The organism is Cellulosimicrobium sp. SH8, assembly GCF_025818875.1.
Taxonomy (GTDB): domain Bacteria; phylum Actinomycetota; class Actinomycetes; order Actinomycetales; family Cellulomonadaceae; genus Cellulosimicrobium; species Cellulosimicrobium cellulans_D.
Genome location: NZ_JAMXMH010000001.1, coordinates 391270 through 407821, shown reverse-complemented (window position 1 = coordinate 407821; position 16552 = coordinate 391270). Strand labels below are relative to the sequence as shown.

The 16552-nt window shown below is 76.8% G+C and carries 16 protein-coding genes; 5 read left to right on the top strand and 11 right to left on the bottom strand.

The features are described 5' to 3' along the window. Positions 1-14: 14 nt before the first annotated feature. From NF338_RS01800 to NF338_RS01790, 3 genes are all read right to left on the bottom strand, one after another. Complete coding sequence (locus NF338_RS01800; RefSeq protein ID WP_264029200.1) at positions 15-704, bottom strand: DUF2993 domain-containing protein; 690 nt, start codon at positions 702-704, stop codon at positions 15-17. 112 nt (positions 705-816) lie between these two features. Further along, on the bottom strand, positions 817-954 hold the full coding sequence (locus NF338_RS01795; RefSeq protein WP_264029199.1) for a hypothetical protein: 138 nt from the start codon (positions 952-954) through the stop codon (positions 817-819). Positions 955-956: 2 nt separating this feature from the next. Beyond that, positions 957-1868, bottom strand: a complete 912-nt coding sequence (locus NF338_RS01790) for a DUF1266 domain-containing protein (RefSeq protein WP_264029198.1) — start codon at positions 1866-1868, stop codon at positions 957-959. Positions 1869-1944: 76 nt separating this feature from the next. On the opposite strand from NF338_RS01790, the gene NF338_RS01785 reads away from it, so the two are divergent. The 3 genes from NF338_RS01785 (at position 1945) to NF338_RS01775 (ending at position 7130) form a co-directional block, all read left to right on the top strand. Beyond that, the gene (locus NF338_RS01785) at positions 1945-4638 is read left to right on the top strand and encodes a tetratricopeptide repeat protein (RefSeq protein ID WP_264029197.1); all 2694 of its coding nucleotides are present in this window, start codon (positions 1945-1947) and stop codon (positions 4636-4638) included. Between the two features lie 78 nt (positions 4639-4716). Next, positions 4717-6195: a multidrug effflux MFS transporter gene (locus NF338_RS01780; RefSeq protein ID WP_264029196.1), complete on the top strand. Its 1479-nt coding sequence runs from the start codon at positions 4717-4719 to the stop codon at positions 6193-6195. 113 nt (positions 6196-6308) lie between these two features. Beyond that, a complete protein-coding gene (locus NF338_RS01775) occupies positions 6309-7130 on the top strand; it encodes a uracil-DNA glycosylase (protein ID WP_264029195.1) in 822 nt (273 codons plus the stop codon). A 182-nt stretch (positions 7131-7312) separates the two neighbouring features. Here the strand turns inward: NF338_RS01775 and NF338_RS01770 are convergent, their stop codons facing one another. Together NF338_RS01770 and NF338_RS01765 are read right to left on the bottom strand one after the other, a co-directional pair. After that, entirely contained in the window at positions 7313-7477 is a 165-nt protein-coding gene (locus tag NF338_RS01770) for a hypothetical protein (RefSeq protein WP_157759503.1), read from the bottom strand. Positions 7478-7640: 163 nt separating this feature from the next. After that, positions 7641-8069 carry a VOC family protein gene (locus NF338_RS01765; RefSeq protein WP_264029194.1) on the bottom strand — a complete coding sequence of 143 codons (429 nt, stop codon included), beginning with the start codon at positions 8067-8069 and terminating at the stop codon, positions 7641-7643. Between the two features lie 85 nt (positions 8070-8154). Here NF338_RS01765 and NF338_RS01760 point away from each other — a divergent pair, with 85 nt between their 5' ends. Beyond that, positions 8155-8982, top strand: coding sequence for a TetR/AcrR family transcriptional regulator (locus tag NF338_RS01760; protein WP_264029193.1), 828 nt, complete (start codon positions 8155-8157; stop codon positions 8980-8982). On the opposite strand, the gene NF338_RS01755 is transcribed toward NF338_RS01760, so the two are convergent. The 3 genes from NF338_RS01755 to NF338_RS01745 all read right to left on the bottom strand — a co-directional run bounded on the left by NF338_RS01755 (position 8936) and on the right by NF338_RS01745 (position 14359). Next, positions 8936-9607 (bottom strand): class I SAM-dependent methyltransferase, encoded by a 672-nt coding sequence (locus tag NF338_RS01755; protein WP_264029192.1) that lies wholly within the window; start codon positions 9605-9607, stop codon positions 8936-8938. The two genes, NF338_RS01760 and NF338_RS01755, sit on opposite strands and share 47 nt — an antisense overlap. A gap of 145 nt (positions 9608-9752) precedes the next feature. After that, the gene (locus NF338_RS01750) at positions 9753-13067 is read right to left on the bottom strand and encodes an AAA family ATPase (protein ID WP_264029191.1); all 3315 of its coding nucleotides are present in this window, start codon (positions 13065-13067) and stop codon (positions 9753-9755) included. Then, on the bottom strand, positions 13067-14359 hold the full coding sequence (locus NF338_RS01745; RefSeq protein WP_264029190.1) for an exonuclease SbcCD subunit D: 1293 nt from the start codon (positions 14357-14359) through the stop codon (positions 13067-13069). The genes NF338_RS01750 and NF338_RS01745 overlap by 1 nt, the downstream gene beginning before the upstream one ends. A gap of 146 nt (positions 14360-14505) precedes the next feature. Between NF338_RS01745 and NF338_RS01740 the strand changes: the two genes are divergently transcribed. After that, positions 14506-14742, top strand: coding sequence for a hypothetical protein (locus NF338_RS01740; protein WP_264029189.1), 237 nt, complete (start codon positions 14506-14508; stop codon positions 14740-14742). A 1-nt stretch (position 14743) separates the two neighbouring features. On the opposite strand, the gene NF338_RS01735 is transcribed toward NF338_RS01740, so the two are convergent. The 3 genes from NF338_RS01735 to NF338_RS01725 all read right to left on the bottom strand — a co-directional run bounded on the left by NF338_RS01735 (position 14744) and on the right by NF338_RS01725 (position 16529). After that, the gene (locus NF338_RS01735) at positions 14744-15118 is read right to left on the bottom strand and encodes an STAS domain-containing protein (RefSeq protein WP_244286300.1); all 375 of its coding nucleotides are present in this window, start codon (positions 15116-15118) and stop codon (positions 14744-14746) included. 272 nt (positions 15119-15390) lie between these two features. Further along, positions 15391-15930: an aminoacyl-tRNA deacylase gene (locus NF338_RS01730; RefSeq protein WP_264029188.1), complete on the bottom strand. Its 540-nt coding sequence runs from the start codon at positions 15928-15930 to the stop codon at positions 15391-15393. Between the two features lie 65 nt (positions 15931-15995). Next, complete coding sequence (locus tag NF338_RS01725; RefSeq protein WP_264029187.1) at positions 15996-16529, bottom strand: DUF2087 domain-containing protein; 534 nt, start codon at positions 16527-16529, stop codon at positions 15996-15998. Positions 16530-16552 lie beyond the last annotated feature (23 nt).

Here is a 16552-nt window from a genome sequence, read left to right as displayed (position 1 = left end):
CCCGCCCGCGCGGGTCACGACGCCACCAGGTCCTCGGCGACGACGTCGGTCCCCGTCACCCCGACGCGCACCCCGCCCTCGACGACGGACACGGAGTCGAGCGCGACGCCGTCCGGCAGGTCGAGCGGGACCCGCAGGTCGGACAGGGCGCGGGAGATCCCCGACGGGAGGTCGTCGACCGACACCGTCCCGAGGCCCGTGCGGACCGCGACGACGTCGACCGCGAGCTCGGCCGGCCCGGAGACGCGCGGCGTCACGTCGACCGTGATCGTCGCGCCCAGCAGGTCGAAGGCGAGCGAGAGGACGTCGTCGGTCGCGGTGACCCCCACGTCCAGGCCGGTCTGCTCCGCGACGATCTGCTGCAGCGACTCTGCGGCGATGACCCCCGACGCGGTCCCGGACGCGATCCGGTACGGCGTCGACGTGCTCACGCCGTCGGCCTCGACCTGGAGGTCGGAGATCGCGTAGCCGCCGAACGACGCGGTGTCCGCGGAGCCGGTGACGTGCGTCAGCTCGCCGCGCGCGAGCTGCGTGAGGAACGGGAACCCCGTGATGTCGAGCTGCGCCCCGGTGACGTCGTCGGCCTGCTCCTCGAACGCCGTCACCGCGCCACGCTCCGCGGCCCCGACGGCGACCCGGTCCGCCACGACGGCGACCGCCACGATCACCACGAGCGTCACGAGCAGGCCCACCAGTCGCTTCATGCGCCCACCCTAGGTCCGCCGACCACGACCTTGCTGTCGTTCTGACGCTCGTGGCGACAGCAAGGTCGTGCTCGACGCGGAGCGTCGTCGTTCTCGACGGGCGCGTCCGTCGTCAGAACAGGGCCCGCACGAGGTTCGACAGCGCGGCGTGGACCTCGGAGCGCAGACCGTCGTCGGCGAGGACCACCGCCGCGCCGACCCCGATCACGACGAGCAGGACACCCGCACGCCACCACCAGGGCGACCGCACGATCAGTAGGCCAGCGTCCGCCACGGGGACGACTCGGTGTCCAGGAGACGCCGCACCGCGCGCTTGAAGTCGGGCAGGTCCTGGTCGATCGGGGTGCGGTTGCCCGCCGACCAGAACGCGCGCCCGGCGAGGAACCCGTCGCCGAGCTGCTCCCACGACGCGTACGCGGGGCGCGACATCACGACGGCCTCCTCGATCGCCGCCCATGCCCGCTCCGGCGTGACGAACCCGGCGTCGACCGCGAGGCGGCTCACGTGCACGACCCGCGCCGCGTCCCACGCCGCGATCGACGGCGGCAGCGGGTCCGCGAGCTCGCCGTGGCCGCCCACCTGCGCCGACGCGCTCCAGCCCTGGTAGAACGCGACCGCGCGCTCGGGGTCGAGCCCGCGGGCGGTCGCCTCCTGGCGCGCCTGCGCGGCGTGCTGCTCGGCCGCGCCCTTCGCGTCCCGGCGGCTCAGCCGGCCCGAGTACAGCTCCTCGACCTTGGGCATCGCGATCGCGTAGTAGCCGCGGTGCCCCTGGGTGAGCAGGAACTCGTACGTGCGCTCGACGTCGTCCGCGCCCCGCACGTCCCACCCCGCCGCGAGCGGCTTCGCGGCCGTGCGCGCGTCGGCCTCCACGGTCAGCGCGTTGATGGGCAGCACGCCCTCGACGGCGTAGACCGCACCCAGCGCGAGGCCCCGCTGCTGCGCGGGCGTGAGGACGGGCGCGTCCTCCTTCGCGTACAGGTCCGCGGTCCCCGAGAACATGTCCTTGAGCTTGTCGAACAGGCCCACCGTCGCTCCTTCGTCTCCCGCGCCACCGACGCGGTCCGTCGCGCCGCGGTCGTCGCGGCCTCCGGGCAGCGTGACCGTGCGGGCGGTCCCGGGGCACGCGTCCCGAACGATCCCGAACGGCGCGGGCCCGTTCTTCATCCGGTCGCGCGTGCCAGCGCCTCCGTGGCCGCGGTCACGTCGGGCGCCGGTCGGTGGCCGTCGCTAGCCTGGCGCCGTGCCCCTCGACCCGCCGCCGTCCCCCGTGGGCGCCGGGTCGGTGGACGAGCTCGCGGCCCGTCTGCGCGCGCTGCGCGCCTGGGCCGGCGACCCGTCGTACACCGAGATCGCGCGCCGCGTCGGCGCGCTCCGCACCGCACGGGGCGTGCCCGTCGCGGAGGCGCGGCCGGGCCGCGTGACCGTCTACGACGTCTTTCGCGCGGGCCGCACGCGGCTCGACGTCGGCCTCCTCGCCGACGTGGCCCAGGTCCTCGGCGACGCACGACCCGCCGGATGGCGTGCGGCGTACCGGACGGCGGCGCGGGCCGTCCCCGCCCACGTCGCCGCGCAGGGAGCGGCGTCGCGTGCCGGGCCGGCGGGCGGGCCGCACGCCGTCGTGCCGACCGTGCGGGTGGAGGATGCCGTGGCCGCCCGTCCGCTCGTCGGCCGGGACCGCGAGGTCGCACGGCTGGTCGCGGCGCTCGGGACGGCGCCGCACGAGGGGAACGCGCCCGGGCGCGGTGCCGCGCCGCGCGTCGTGACCGTCACGGGCCTCCCCGGGACGGGGACGACGAGCGTCGCGCTCGCCGTCGCGCACGTCCCGGCGGACGTGGTCGTGCGGGTCGAGCTGCACGGAGGGCCGAGCGCCGCCACGCTCTCGACCGACGTCGTGCTCGACGCGCTGCTCCAGGCGCTCGGCGCGCCGCCGCCCGCCGCGGACGCGCGCAGCCTCCCCGCCCTCGCCGCGCACCTCGCGACCGCGCTCGACGGGCGGCGCGCGACGGTCGTGCTCGACGACGTGGCCGAGGCCGCCCAGGTCACGGACGTCGTCGCGCACCTGCCGGCCACGGCACGCGCCGTGGCCGCGGCCCACCACGTGCTCGACGTCCCCGGCGCGGTCGGCCTGACACTGGAGCCGCTCCCCGAGGACGAGGCTCTCGCGCTCCTCGGGTCGCTGGTCGGCGCGGACCGCGTGGCCGCCGAGCCGAGCGCGGCCACCCGGCTGGTCCGCGCGTCCGGAGGGCTCCCCGCCGCGCTGGTCCACGTCGGCGGCGACGTCCGCGCGCGGCCGGGCTGGTCCCTCGCCGACCACGCCCGCCGGGTGGAGGACCTGCCCGGGCCCGCCCTCCACCCGGCGCTCGCCGCGGCGCACCGCGGACTCCCCGCCGACCACGCCCGGGCGCTACGCCTGCTCGCCCTCGTCCCGGTGCCGCTCGACGCCGCCTGGGTCGCCGTACTCCTCGGCGTCTCGACGAGCGAGAGCCGGGACGTGCTCGCCGCGCTGGGGCGCGCGCACCTCGTCACGGGCGGACCGCGCGGCGAGGTCGTCGTGCCCGACGCCGTCCGCACCCTCGCCGCCGACCTCGCCCGGTCCGACGACCCGTTCTCCGCGCGGGCCGCGGCCGTCGGGCGGCTCGCCACCCGGCTGCTCGACGACGCCCGGCCCGCGGTGCGTGCGGCGGCACCCCACCACGACGCGGCCCGGCGCTCGACCGAGAAGGGCGGCCCGAGCGAGCAGGGCGCCGCCGAGAAGGGGCCGACCGGGCCGGGCTCGTCCGCGTCGGGGGTCGCGTCGGCGAGGAGCACCACGGATGTCGCGCTCGCGTGGCTCGATGCCCACCGAGACCTGCTCGTCGCGACGTCGGCGCTCGCCGCGGAGCACGAGCTCGCCGACCCGGTGGCCGACCTCTCCGCCCTGCTCGCGCCGTACCTCGACTCGGCGGGACGCTGGGAGGACGCCGTCGCGGTGCACGCGGCGGCGGTCGAGCACGGGCGGGCGTCCGGGCGGTCCCAGGCCGGGCGCGACCTCGGCCGGGCGCTCGAACGGCTCGGCCGGTACGACGAGGCGCTCGCCCAGCTCGTCCGCTCGCTCGAGCGCGGCGACGACCCGCGCCCCGGCCAGACTCTCAACCGTGTCGGCAACGTGTACAAGCGGCTCGGGCGCTTCGACGAGGCCGAGGCGGCGTACCGCGACGCGGCGGCCGGTGCGCGGACCGCGGGCGACCCCGTGAGCGAGGGCCGCGCCGTCGGCAACCTCGCGGACGTGCACCGCATCCTCGGGCGGCACGACGACGCGCGCGCCGGCTACGACCGGGCGCTCGCGCTGTCGCGCCGCGTGGGTGACGTCCTCAACGTCGCCATCGTGTCGAGCAACGCCGCGATCCTCTCCGAGGCCGAGGGCAGCCTCGACCGTGCGCTCGCGCAGCACCGCGACGCGCTCGCCAGTGCGACGTCTCTGGGCGACGCAGGGCTCGCGACGCGGGCTCGCGTGCACGTGGGTCGGCTCCTCGTGCGCGCCGGCGAGACCGGGTCCGGCGTCGCCGAGCTGCGCGAGGCGGTGGGGGCCGCCGTCGCGCTCGGTGACCCCGACGCCGAGGCCGAGGGCCGCAGCGCCCTCACGACCGCGCTGCTCGCGGCGGGCTCCGTCGCCGAGGCGGTGACCACGGGCGACGCCGCGGTCGACCTGGCGCGGCGCGTCCGCGCACGCCTCGTCGAGACGGAGGCGCTCAACGCGCTCGGCGAGGCCGTGCTCGCCGCGGGCGACGCCCGCCGCGCGGCTGACCTGCACGACGAGGCGCGCACGCTCGCCGTCGAGCTCGACGACGCCGCCGAGGAGGCCCGTGCGCGGCGTGGTCTTGCAGCGGCAGGGCACGGGGTCGGCACCGACGACGCTGACGGCCAGCACGACGGCGAGGCGCGCGGCAGGGCCTGAGACCGCTCCGCCGTCTCAGCATCCGATCACGTACGGCGTCCGGGAACATGTGACGCCCCGCCCGCGGTTGCCCCTCTCATGGCTTCCACCCCACCCGCGACCCCGGCGCCGACCGCGCCCGTCGCCGCCCAGCCGGGCACCGGACCTTCCACGAGCCCCGCCGCTCCCGCCCGACCCGGGCGCATCAGCGCGGGCCTCGTCCTGCTGCTCTCCGCGCTCACCGCGATCGGTCCGCTGACGATCGACCTGTACCTCTCCGCCTTCCCGCGCATCGTCGACGAGCTCGGCACGACCGAGTCCCGCGTCCAGCTCACGCTCACCGCCACGCTCGCCGGGCTCGCGCTCGGCCAGCTCCTCATCGGGTCGGTCTCCGACGCGATCGGCCGTCGCGCACCCCTCCTGGTCTCCCTCGCGGTCTACGTCGCCGCGTCCGTGGGGATCGTGTTCGCCGGGTCCGTCGCCGCGCTCACCGGCCTGCGGTTCGTCCAAGGTCTCGCCGCGGCCGCCGGGATGGTGCTCTCCATGGCGATCGTGCGCGACTCGTTCGAGGGCTACCAGATCGGCAAGGTCATCGCGCGGCTCATGCTCGTCGTGGGCGTCGCGCCGATCCTCGCCCCGACCATCGGCGCCCAGTTCCTGCGGCTCGGGTCGTGGCGCGGCATGTTCGTCGCGCTCGCGGTCGTCGGGGCGGTGCTGTTCGTGCTCGTGCTGCTCCGCCTGCGCGAGACCCTGCCCGCGGAACGCCGCCGCTCCGGCGGGACCGTCGCCGCCCTGCGGTCGTACGGCTCGCTCCTCACCGACTGGTCGTTCATCGGGCTCGCGCTCATCGCGGGCTTCTACATGGCCGCGATGTTCACCTACATCTCCGCGTCGACGTTCGTGTTCCAGGACTTCTTCGGCATGTCCGCGCAGCAGTACGCGATCGTGTTCGGCGTCGGCGCGGTGTCCGTGACCGCGGGCAGCCAGATCAACGGCGCGCTCGTGGGCCGCGTGGCGCCCGAGCGCATCCTCCAGGGCGCGGTCGCCGCGGGCTTCGTCCTCTCGGGCGGTCTGCTCGTCGCGGCGCTGGCCGGTGGCGGGCTCGCGTGGCTCGTCCCGCTCATCGTCCTCACGCTCGGCACCGCGGGCTTCGTCATGCCGTCCGTCCCCGCCATCGCGCTCGAGCGCAACGCGCACCGCGCCGGCAGCGCGGCGGCGCTCATCGGGGCGTTCCAGTTCGGCGTCGGCGCGGTCGTCGCGCCCCTGACCGGCCTGCTCGGCGGGTCACCGCCCGTGACGATGGCCGCGGTGATGTTCGGCGTCGTCGTCATCGCCGGGGCGGTCCTGCTCGGCCTGCGGCACACGTTCGGCGCGCCCGTCCCGGACGATGCGGCGGACGCCCTCGGCACCCGGCACGCGGCGGTGGTCGGCAGCGCCACCGCCGCGTCCGGCGCGACGGTCGACGGATCCCGTACCGCGGGCGCCGTCGACCAGCCCGGCCACGAGGCGACCGTCGCCGTCCCCGACGACGCCGCAGCGCTCGCCGAGGCGACGGTGCTCGCCGACCGCGGCGCCTGACCCGGCGCGGCCCCGGCGCCGAGAACGACACCACGCGCCGTCGAGCACGACGTTGCTGTCGTTATTCGCCGGATAACGACAGCAACGTCGTGCTCGACGCGGAGAATGGGCGGGTGACGCCCGACGAACCCGACTATCCGCTCGGCGCGCGCGGCGCACCGACGCTCGCGGCGCTCGACGCGCACCTCGTCGACTGCCGGGCGTGCCCGCGGCTCGTCGCGTGGCGCGAGCACGTCGCCGAGGTCAAGCGCGCGTCGTTCCGCGAGGACGACTACTGGGCCCGCCCCGTACCCGGGTTCGGCGACGAGCGCGCGGGGATCCTCGTCGTCGGGCTCGCGCCCGCCGCGCACGGGGCCAACCGCACCGGCCGCATGTTCACGGGCGACCGCAGCGGCGACTTCCTCTTCGCTTCCCTGCACCGCACGGGCCTCGCCAACCAGGCGACGTCCGTGTCCGCGGACGACGGGCTGCGGCTCACCGGGATCCGCGTCACCGCCCCGGTGCGGTGCGCCCCGCCCGACAACAAGCCCACGCCCGAGGAACGCCGCCGGTGCGGGCCGTACCTCGCGCGCGAGGTCGAGCTGCTCGGGGAGACCGTGCGCGTCGCCGTCGTGCTCGGCGGGTTCGGGTGGCAGGCGCTGCTGTCCACGCTCGCGGAGCAGGGCTGGGACGTGCCGCGCCCCCGCCCACGGTTCGCGCACGGCGCGGAGGTGACGCTGCGGCGTCGGGCACCCACGCCGGCCGGCGCCGCGGCGGGACGTCCCGCGAGCGCGGTGCCCGACGTCGGGCAGGCGGACCCCGCGCCGACCCTCACCCTCCTGGGGTGCTTCCACGTGAGCCAGCAGAACACGTTCACCGGACGGCTCACGCCGCAGATGCTCGACGACGTGCTGCTCCGCGCGCGCGACCTCGCCGGCCTGGGCGCACCGCGCTGAGCACCCCGCGCGCCGAGAGATGCGCTCCGGGGCGAGGGATGCACCCGGACGTGCAGCGCTCGGCCGCAGACGCAGCGCTCGGCGGCGGGTACGACGCTCGGCCGCAGACGCAGCTCTCGGCCGCGGGTACGACGCTCGGCCGCGGGCGCGGCGCTCGGCCGACGTGCGCCCGACGGGGTCGTCTACCGTGTCGCGGTCGTCGGGGACTGACGCCGCGGGGCGTCCGCCCAGCGGCGGCGCTCGGCCACGCGGGGCAGGACGCGACCCACGAGCCGGAGCTGCTCACGGCGCGCGATGACCTCCATGCGCCGCAGCTCGCGCTCGAGCGGGGACGATGCTGCTGACATTGCTGCTCTCCTTCGACGGCACCGGGCAGCGGTCCACCCGCCGCGGTCGCGACGGTCCCGGTGATGACGCGCGACGACCGCGGTCGGTCGTCGCCCTGCCCCCGTAGGAGGGACGGACGCGGTCCCGGTTCGTGACACCCTCCGGCGCGCCCGTCCGGTCCGCTCACGCCGTCGGGAGGTCGGACTCCTCGTACTGCTCGACGAACTCGCCCGTCGGCGGGATCGGCGTGATGACGTCGAGGAGGACGCCGTTCGGGTCGGCCGTGATGAAGTGCCGCTGGCCGAACGCCTCGTCGCGCAGCGAGCGCAGGATCGGCAGGCCCGCCGCGACGAACCGGTCGTGGACGGCGTCGACGTCCTCGACCTCGAGGTTGAGCAGGAGCCCGTTCGCCCTCCCCCGCCCGCTCTCGGGGATCGTCTCGTGGTCGCCGTCGAGCACGGCGAGGTTCACCGCGTCGTCGTGCACGGACTGCAGGTGCACGTACCAGTCGCTCGTGAAGAGCGGCCGGAGGTCGAGGTGCTCGACGTAGAACGCCGCGGTCGCCGCGACGTCTCCGGTCATGATCACCGGGTACCAGCTCGTGATGCGCACGGTTCTTCTCCTCCTCGTCATGGGCAGCCGTTCCGAATAAACAAACAGGCTGCATGTATCCAAGAATGACCTACAGTCTGTCGGTATGCAAGAGACCCGTCGCACCAACGCCGAGCGCACCCTCGCCACCCGGACCGCCCTCGTCGCAGCGGCGCGCGCGCTGTTCGTCGACCCCGGGTACGCGGAGGCGTCGACGCCGCAGATCGCCGCGGCCGCGCACGTCACGCGCGGCGCGCTCTACCACCACTACGCGGACAAGCGGGACCTGTTCCGGGCGGTCGTCGAGGCCGAGGCGGAGGCCGTCGCACGCGAGATCGAGGCGCGGACCGGCCCGCCCGCCAGGACGGCACCCCGCACGAGCGACGCGCCCGAGTCACCCGACGCACCCGACGCCCGCGGGTTGCTCGTGGAGGGCGCGCGGGCCTACCTCGACGCGATGGCGGTCCCCGGCCGGACGCGCCTGCTGCTCGTCGACGCCCCGGCCGTGCTCGGCGCCGCCGAGGCCGACGCCCTCGACGCGCGCCACGCCCGTCGCACGCTGCGCGCGGGCCTCGCCGCGGCTCTGGACATCGCGCCGGACCAGGAGCGCACCCGCGAGGGCAGCGCGCGCGACCACGGCACCAGGAGGCCGACGGCGGGACCGCGCCACGAGGCGCACCCCGCGCCCGAGCGTCCGAGCCCCGTCCCCGCGCGCGAGCACGGGCCGACCGCACCGCGCGTCACGGACGACGCCGCAGACGACGCCGCCCTCGACATCGCGCACGACGACCGGCTCGACGCGCTGACGCTCCTGCTCTCCGCGGCGTTCGACCGCGCGGCGCTCGCGCTCGACGGCGGCGCGCCGCCGCACCCCGTGCGCGCGGCGGTCACGGAGCTCGTGGACCGGGTGTGCGCGCCGCGAACCACTCGATGACCCCTGCCCGCGTGCGGTCGTGCCGCTCGACGGTGAGTCCCGCGTCGAGCACCCAGCGCAGCGGGCGGCGGCGGAAGTGCTCCCCGGCGAGCGGGACGCTCACGACGTCGCCCGCCGCCTGGAGCGCGCGGAGCAGCCACGACGTCGACTCGACGTGGTCGGCGAGGACGAGCAGGCCGCCGGGCCGCAGCACGCGGACCATCTCCGCGAGCGCGGCACGGTGGTCGGGGATCGCGCAGAGCGAGAAGGTGCAGACGACGGTGTCGTAGGCGTCGTCGGGCAGTTCGAGCCGCTGCGCGTCGCCGAGCCGGAGGTCGACATCGATCCCCCGCTCCGCCGCCCGACGTCGCGCGAGCGCGAGCATCCCCGGGCTCCACTCGACGCCCGTCAGACGACCGTCGAGCACGTGCGCGGGGTAGTGCGCGAGGTTGAGGCCCGTGCCGATCGCGACCTCCAGCGTCTCGCCCGTCGCGAGCCCGCACGCCCGGGGACGGACGTCCGGGAAGAAGCGGCGCTCGGCGACGGCCATGCCGCGGTCGTAGGCGCCCGCCTCCCGGTCCCAGCGCCGCCGCAGCCGGGCGGCGCGCGGGGTCACCGCGCCGTCGTGCCCGGTCGGTCCTGCCATCCGCACCACCCCTCACCGCCGGTGGACGGCGCTGCGCTCGGTCGCGCCGGCCAGGGCATCGACGCCGTCGACCCGGCATCGGCGACGTCGGTGGGTGCCTCCGCTCAGCGTCCCTGACAGGCGTGTCCGGCAAGCACCGCCGTCCTCACGCTCGCACGGTGAGCGTGCTCCCGCCTCCGGGCACGCGCCGCACCTCGATGCGTTCCGCGATGGACTGCTTGAGCGCCTCCACGTGCGACACGACGCCGACGACGCGCCCGCCCGCTCGGAGCCGCCCGAGGGCGGCGAGCACCGCCTCGAGCGTCTCGGGGTCCAGGCTGCCGAAGCCCTCGTCGACGAAGAGCGTCCCGAGCTCGACGCCACCCGCCTCCGCCGTGACGACGTCCGCGAGACCCAGGGCCAGGCACAGGGACACGTAGAACGTCTCGCCGCCGGACAGCGTGCGCGGGTCGCGCTCGCGCTCGGTGACGTGGTCGAGGACCTTCATCGCGAGCCCGCGCTTGTGCGCGCGCACGTCCTCGCGGGTCGCGCTGCGCACGAGCTCGTACCGGCCCGACGACATCTCCGCGAGGCGCTCGTTCGCGGCGGCGACGACGTCCTCGAACCGCTGGACGAGGACGAACGTCGCGAGCGTGAGCGCGTGGGCGTTGTCCCCGGAGCCGGACGCCAGCGCCGCCATGCGGGCGACCGGCTCGGCGGCGGCCCGTGCCTGGTCCCAGTCGTCCGCCGTCGTCCCGATCCCCTCCGCGGCGACGCGCGCAGCCTGTGCCTGACGGGCGACGAGCTCGTGCCGACGACCCGCGGCCCGGGCCGTCGCCTCGGCCTCCGCGACGGCGGCCCGCGCCGCGGCGACGTCGGGCTCGGCGTCCGGGGGGAGGTCCGTGAGGGAGGGGTCGGCGAGCCCCGCGGCCGTGGCGGCGCACGCCGCCTCGTGCTCGGCGACGCCGCGCGCGAGGGCGAGGCGGACCGGCTCGTCGAGGACGGCGTCCAGCGCCTCGGCGGCGTCCGCGAACCCCGACCGTTCGACGAGCGCACCGAGCTCGGCCGTGCGCTCCTCGACGGCCCGTCCCGCAGCGGCGACCGCGGCCCCCGCGTCGGCGAGCGCGTCGATCGTGCGGAGCCGCTCCTCGAGCGCCACGGCGAGCACGGCGACCGGGTTGCGGGTCCCACCCTCGTCGGCGAGGGCGTCGGGCAGGTCGGCCAGCTCCACCAGCGGTCCGGCCGCGGCGACCTCCGCGCGGATCTCGGCCCGGTCGGCGCCGATCGCCGTCTCGAGCTCGTCGAGGCGGGCCGTCGTGCCGGCGATCTCCTCCGCGAGCGTCGCGGCACGCTGCTGGAGCGCGACCGTGGCCACGTCGAGGGCGTCGAGCTCGCGCTCGGCGTCCGCGCGCTCGTGGGCCGCCACCCGCGCGCCCGCGACGAGGGCGTCGACCTCCGCGACCCGCTCCGCAGCCTCGTCCGGCGTCAGGCCCTCGGCGTCCCGACGGCGCGCGTTCAGCCGCTCGGCGAGCACCTCGACCCGCGCGGAGGCGTCGTGCAGCGCCCGCTCCGCCTCGGCCCGGCCGCGCTCCGCGTCCTCGACGTCCTGCGCCGTGGGGTGGTCGTCCGCGAGCGGCGCCGGGGTCGGGTGGTCCGTCCCGCCGCACACCGGGCACGGCGACTCGTCGGCGAGGCCGGCGGCGAGCTCGCCCGCGAGGCCGGCGATGCGGGCCGCCCGCACCCGCGCCTCCTGCTCGACGGCGGCGCGCGCGACCGTCGCGGCCTCCGTGCGCGCAGCGCGCGCGGCCTGCTCGTCCACGGCGAGCGTCGCGGCCTGTCGCGCCGCCTCCTCGACCGCACGCGCGCGCAGGGCCCGCTCCTGCAGGGCGCCGAGCGTCGCGGCCGTCTCGGCGAGCGATGCGAGCCGCAGGCGCAGCTCCTCGCGGCGCGCCGGGCGCGCGGCGAGCTCGTCGAGCGTGCGCGCTCGCTCCTCGGCGGCCTGCACGACGTCCTTGCGTCCGTCCGCGACCTCCCGGTCCCGGGCCGGGAGCGAGGCACCGAGGGGGAGCAGGCGGGTCACGCGCACCCCGGCCGTCGCGACGTCGGCACGCAGCGCCTCGAGCGTCGTCGGGTCGGCGTCGGCGAGGGGCGCGGGCGCGCCCGTCCGGGCGAGCGCGAGCCGGTCGTGCGCGGCGGTGAGGAGCCGCTCCGCGCGGACGAGGCCCTGCGCCGCAGGAGCGACGACGGCGGCCCGGGTCGCGGCGTCGACCCGACGCCGGTCGACGGCGACCTGGGGCTCCTCCTCCGCGAGGCGCGCTTCCTCGGCGCGCAGCCGCGCCCGGCGCTCGACGGCGTCGGCGAGCGCCCGCTCGGCGTCGAGCCGGTCGCGTGCCGCGACGAGAGCCGCGTTGGCCGTGACCTCGCGCTCGGCCAGCACCTCCGCCTCGGCCTCCAGCCCCGCGACGCGCGCGAGGGCCAGCGCGTGCACGCCCGCGACCGGGGCGGCTGCCTCCTCGATCACCGCCGCGGGTGCGGCGGGATCCCACACCGCGACCCGTCCGTCGTCGAGCGGCGCCGGGGACGGCGGCGCGGTGTCCGCGGTGTCGAGGCCCGTCGGCCTCGCCTTCTCCCGAGCGATGTCCGCCTCAACCCGAGCGTCGTCCGCCACACCCCGACCGGTGTCCGCCACGGCCCGGGCGACGTCCGCCTCGTCGGCACGCCGCAGCCGCGCGTCGTCCTGCGCGGCCTCGCGCAGTCGCCGGGCGTCGTCGGGCACGAGCCCCGCTGCCCCGGTGAACCGCTCGACCGCGCCGCGCACGCCCTGCCGCGCGCCGTCCGACCGTGCCCGCGCCGCGCGCGCGAGCTCCGCGAGCCGCACCGCCGCGCGGTGGTAGAGCTCGGTGCCGAAGACCTTCTGCAGCAGCACGGCCCGGTCCTCGGGCTTCGCGCGGAGGAACGTCGCGAACTCGCCCTGCGGCAGCACGACGGTCTGCACGAGCTGACGCCGGTCGAGCCCGACGATCCGGCGGATCTCGTCCCCCGCCTCGTCGAGGCGCGCCGAGAGCAGCTCGCCGGGCGGGCCGTCGACCCCCGCGAGGGCCTCCGCGGACGGCACGCCCGCCAGGCGCCAGAGCCGCACCGACGCCTGCTGGGTCGTCGTGCCGGTGCCGCGCTTCTTGGGCCGCCGGTACTCGGGTGTCCGGCGCACGCGGTACACGCCCGACGGGACCTCCAGCACGAGGTCCACGAACGACTCGACGTCGGGCCCCGCGAACGCCGAGCGGAGGCGGTCGTCGCTCGCCGCGTCGGAGGCGACCTTGCCGTAGAGCGCGAAGACGATCGCGTCGATGATCGTCGACTTGCCCGCGCCCGTGGGCCCGTCGAGGAGGTAGATCCCGGACGCGCCGAGGGACGCGAGGTCGATGTGGTGGAGGCCCGCGAACGGTCCGATGGCCTGGAAGGTCAGCGAGTGCAGGTGCATCAGGCGCTCCGCTCCTCCGCCAGCGCGAGCTCGAACGCCTCGCGCAGCACGGCGACCTCGGCGTCGGTCGGCGCGTGGCCCGCCACGTGCTCGACGAAGTCTCGCGCGACGTCGAGCGGGTCCCGCCCCGGCCCGACGGCGGTCACGACCTCCCGCTCGGCGGGGCGCGGTGGGCGGTGGGTCACCTGGAGCGCGTGCGGGAAGCGTCCCCGGACGCGCGCGTAGAGCTCCGCGGGGCGCACCGCGTCCGTCACGACGACGCGCAGCCAGTCGTCCACGTGCGGCTCGCCCGCCTCCCCGAGCAGGTCGTCGAGCGTCCCCGCGACCTCGGCGAGCCGCCGCGGCACCGGCGCGGGGACGAGCTCGACGGCCGCGTCCGGGTCTCCGCCGGCACCGAGCCTGTCCAGGTCGACGAGCGCCGTGGACTTGCGCTGGTGCAGCTCGGAGAAGGAGAACGCGAGCGGCGATCCGGAGTAGCGCGCGACCGTCACCGGCCCGCTGGCGTGACCTGCGGTTTCACGTGAAACGTCCGGCACCGTGACGCGCTGCGGCCCGTGCAGGTGCCCGAGCGCGACGTAGTCGATCCCCCAGCCCCCGAACGTGGCCGCGGGCACGGCGTCGACCCCGCCCACACGGATGTCCCGCTCGGACTCCGACGCGAGCCCGCCGACCACGAACGCATGGCCGACGACGACGGCCCGGGCGGTCGGGTCCTGCGCGCGACGACGCGCGAGGTCGGTCCCGACGCGCCGCATCGCCGCGGCCATGACGGCCTCGTGCGACCGGGCGAGCGGCCGCCGCCCGCTGCCGGCGCTCGGGTCCTGGAGCTCGCGCTCGGCGTCGTCACTCTCGGCCAGCGCGTGACGCGCCGTGTCCGGGTCGAGGTACGGCAGGGCGTAGACGAGCAGCGGCGCGTCGTCTCCCCCGCCGCTCCCCTGGCGCGGCGCGAGGACGACGGGCGTCCCGACGTCGGACAGCCGCGCGCGCAGGTGCACGCCCGGACGCATCACGCGGTCCCCGAACCCGAGCCGCACCGCGGAGTCGTGGTTGCCCGGCGTGACGACGACGTGCGCGTGCTCCGCGAGCCGCGTCACCGCGTCGGACAGGAGCGAGACGGCGTCGACCGGCGGGATGGCGCGGTCGTACACGTCACCCGCGACGACGACGGCGTCGACGCCCTCCGTGCGGGTCAGCTCGACGAGGTGGTCGAGGTGCGCGGCCTGGTGCTCCAGCAGGTCGACCCCGTGCAGCGTGCGCCCGAGGTGCCAGTCGGACGTGTGCAGGATGCGCATGTCCGCACCGTACCGACCGCGTCCCACAGGCCGAAGGACCGACGGCGGTGCGGTCCGACCTGCGGCGGGGCACCGCGGCACAGGCCGCGCCCCGGTAGGGTCGAGCCGCACGGTGCCCGCGCGGGCACCCGACCGACGGAGGACCCGTGGACCGACGCACCCTCGACCTGGCGGTCCCGATGGTGTACGGGGCGCTCCTGGCCTGCTCCGCGCTGTGGTTCAGGGACGCGCTCGTGCCGATCGCCGTCGTCGGTGGCATGCTCACCGGGCTCTACTGGGCGGCGCTGCGCCAGAAGCTCCCGGCGCAGAACCCTCCCCGCGGCTCCGGCACCCAGGACGCGCCACCGCCCCGCCACGACGACCCGCCGTACGGGTCGGCCTGAGTCAGACCGCCCCGACGACCTCGATGGGGCCGGTCGTCGCGCCGCTGCGCTCCACGGGGATGCGGCCGCCCATGCCGATCATGTCGAGCAGCTCGACGATGCTGGTCGACGGGTCGCGGAGCACCACGTCCCGGCCGTCCTCCTCGCCGAGCATGTAGAGCTGGATGATGAACGCGATGCCCGACGAGTCGATGAAGGTCACGTCGGCGACGTCGACCACGACGCGACCTCGTGTGTCCAGCACGTAGGACATCGCCTCGCTCGCGCGGTCGCGCAGCGCCGCGTCGATCTCTCCCCACATCGTCACGACCACGCCGCCGTCCGCCGGGGCGTAGACGATCCCGCTCGTCCGGTCGATCGCGCTGCCTGTGTCCACGGTTCCCGCTCACCGTCTCTCTCGAGTCGTCCTGCGTGCTGTCGGCCGCCCCTCCGGACAACGTCCGGTGGTGACGGCCTGTTCCCCGCGCGCCCCCGCGAGGCTCCGTCCGGTCGCGCGCGCCGCCGTCGGGCGACGGACCGCGCCGGGCGACCGTGACCGGAGCAGAACGAGTCTGCACCCGACGCGCTGCACGCACCAGCCCCCGCGGGGGTGGTCCTCGACCTTTCTCCGAACCCACACAACCGCCGCGCCGTGGCCGGACGGACGCGCTACAGGGGCTCCGTGACGTCCGCGACCTGCGCGCCCAGCGCCCCGACGAGCGCCTGCCCGTCCACCGTCGCGGCGACGCCGTGCGCGCCCCCGCCGATCGAGACGAGGCGCGCCGCGGCCTCGGACCCCGCGCCCTGCCCGTCGGCGTCACCCGCGACGTCGACGTCGTCGCCCTCCCCCGGTCCGGCCACGACCCGGACGTCCGCGACCACAGGCCACGGGTGCGTCGAGCCGAACGGGGTGATCGTGCCGCGCTCGTAGCCCGTGACGTCGCGCGCGACCTCCTTGTCCGGCATCGACAGGCGCGAGACGCCGAGGAGCGCGCGCAGCTTGGGCCAGGAGATCTGGCGGTCGCCGGGGACGAGGACGAACAGATAGTCGTCCTCCGCGCGCCGCACGACGATCGTCTTGAGGACACGCGACGGGTCCACGCCGCGGGCCGCGGCGGCCTCCTCGAGCGACCCCACCCGGCCGTGCCGTGTGACGGTGTAGTCGATGCCCGTCGCCTCCAGCGCCGCCAGGGCGCGCTCGCTGCTCATGGCACCGACCCTAGCCGCCGCGTCCGACGCGCGGCCCCGGCCGCGGGGCCCGCGCAGCCTCGGCCTCAGACGTCGTCGAACTCCGTGACGACCGTGCGCCAGTACTCCGCGCCGTCGCGCGTGCGGTGCACGAGGCCGGCGTCGACCATCGCGCGCCGCAACGACACGGGGTCTGCCGCGCGCTCCGCGAGCCGCTTGGTCAGCGTGAGCTCGGTGACGGGCTCCTCCAGCGGCAGCACCCGCGCCGCGAGGAACCGCACCACGAGCTCGCGGTCCCGCAGCCGCTTGGGCGAGCGCAGCAGCCGGCCGTCGACGAGGAACCGCTCGGGACCCGTCGGCCGGAGAGCGGGGACCGTCGCGAGCAGCGCCGCGAACCGCTCCGGCGCGGCACGCAGTAACCCGGTTTCGTCGCGCACGACCACCCCCGCGGCGAGGAGCGGGGCGAGCCGCCGCCGTTCGTCCGCCGACAGCACCGCCTCGGCGGGGCCCTCCGTCACGACGCGCGCGAGCACCTCCAACCGCCCCGCGTCGGCGAGCGACGCGACGACCTGCCTCCACGCGTTGTCCGGTGCCACGGCACCGGTCTGCTCCTCGTCCACCCACCGACCCTAGGCACCCTCCG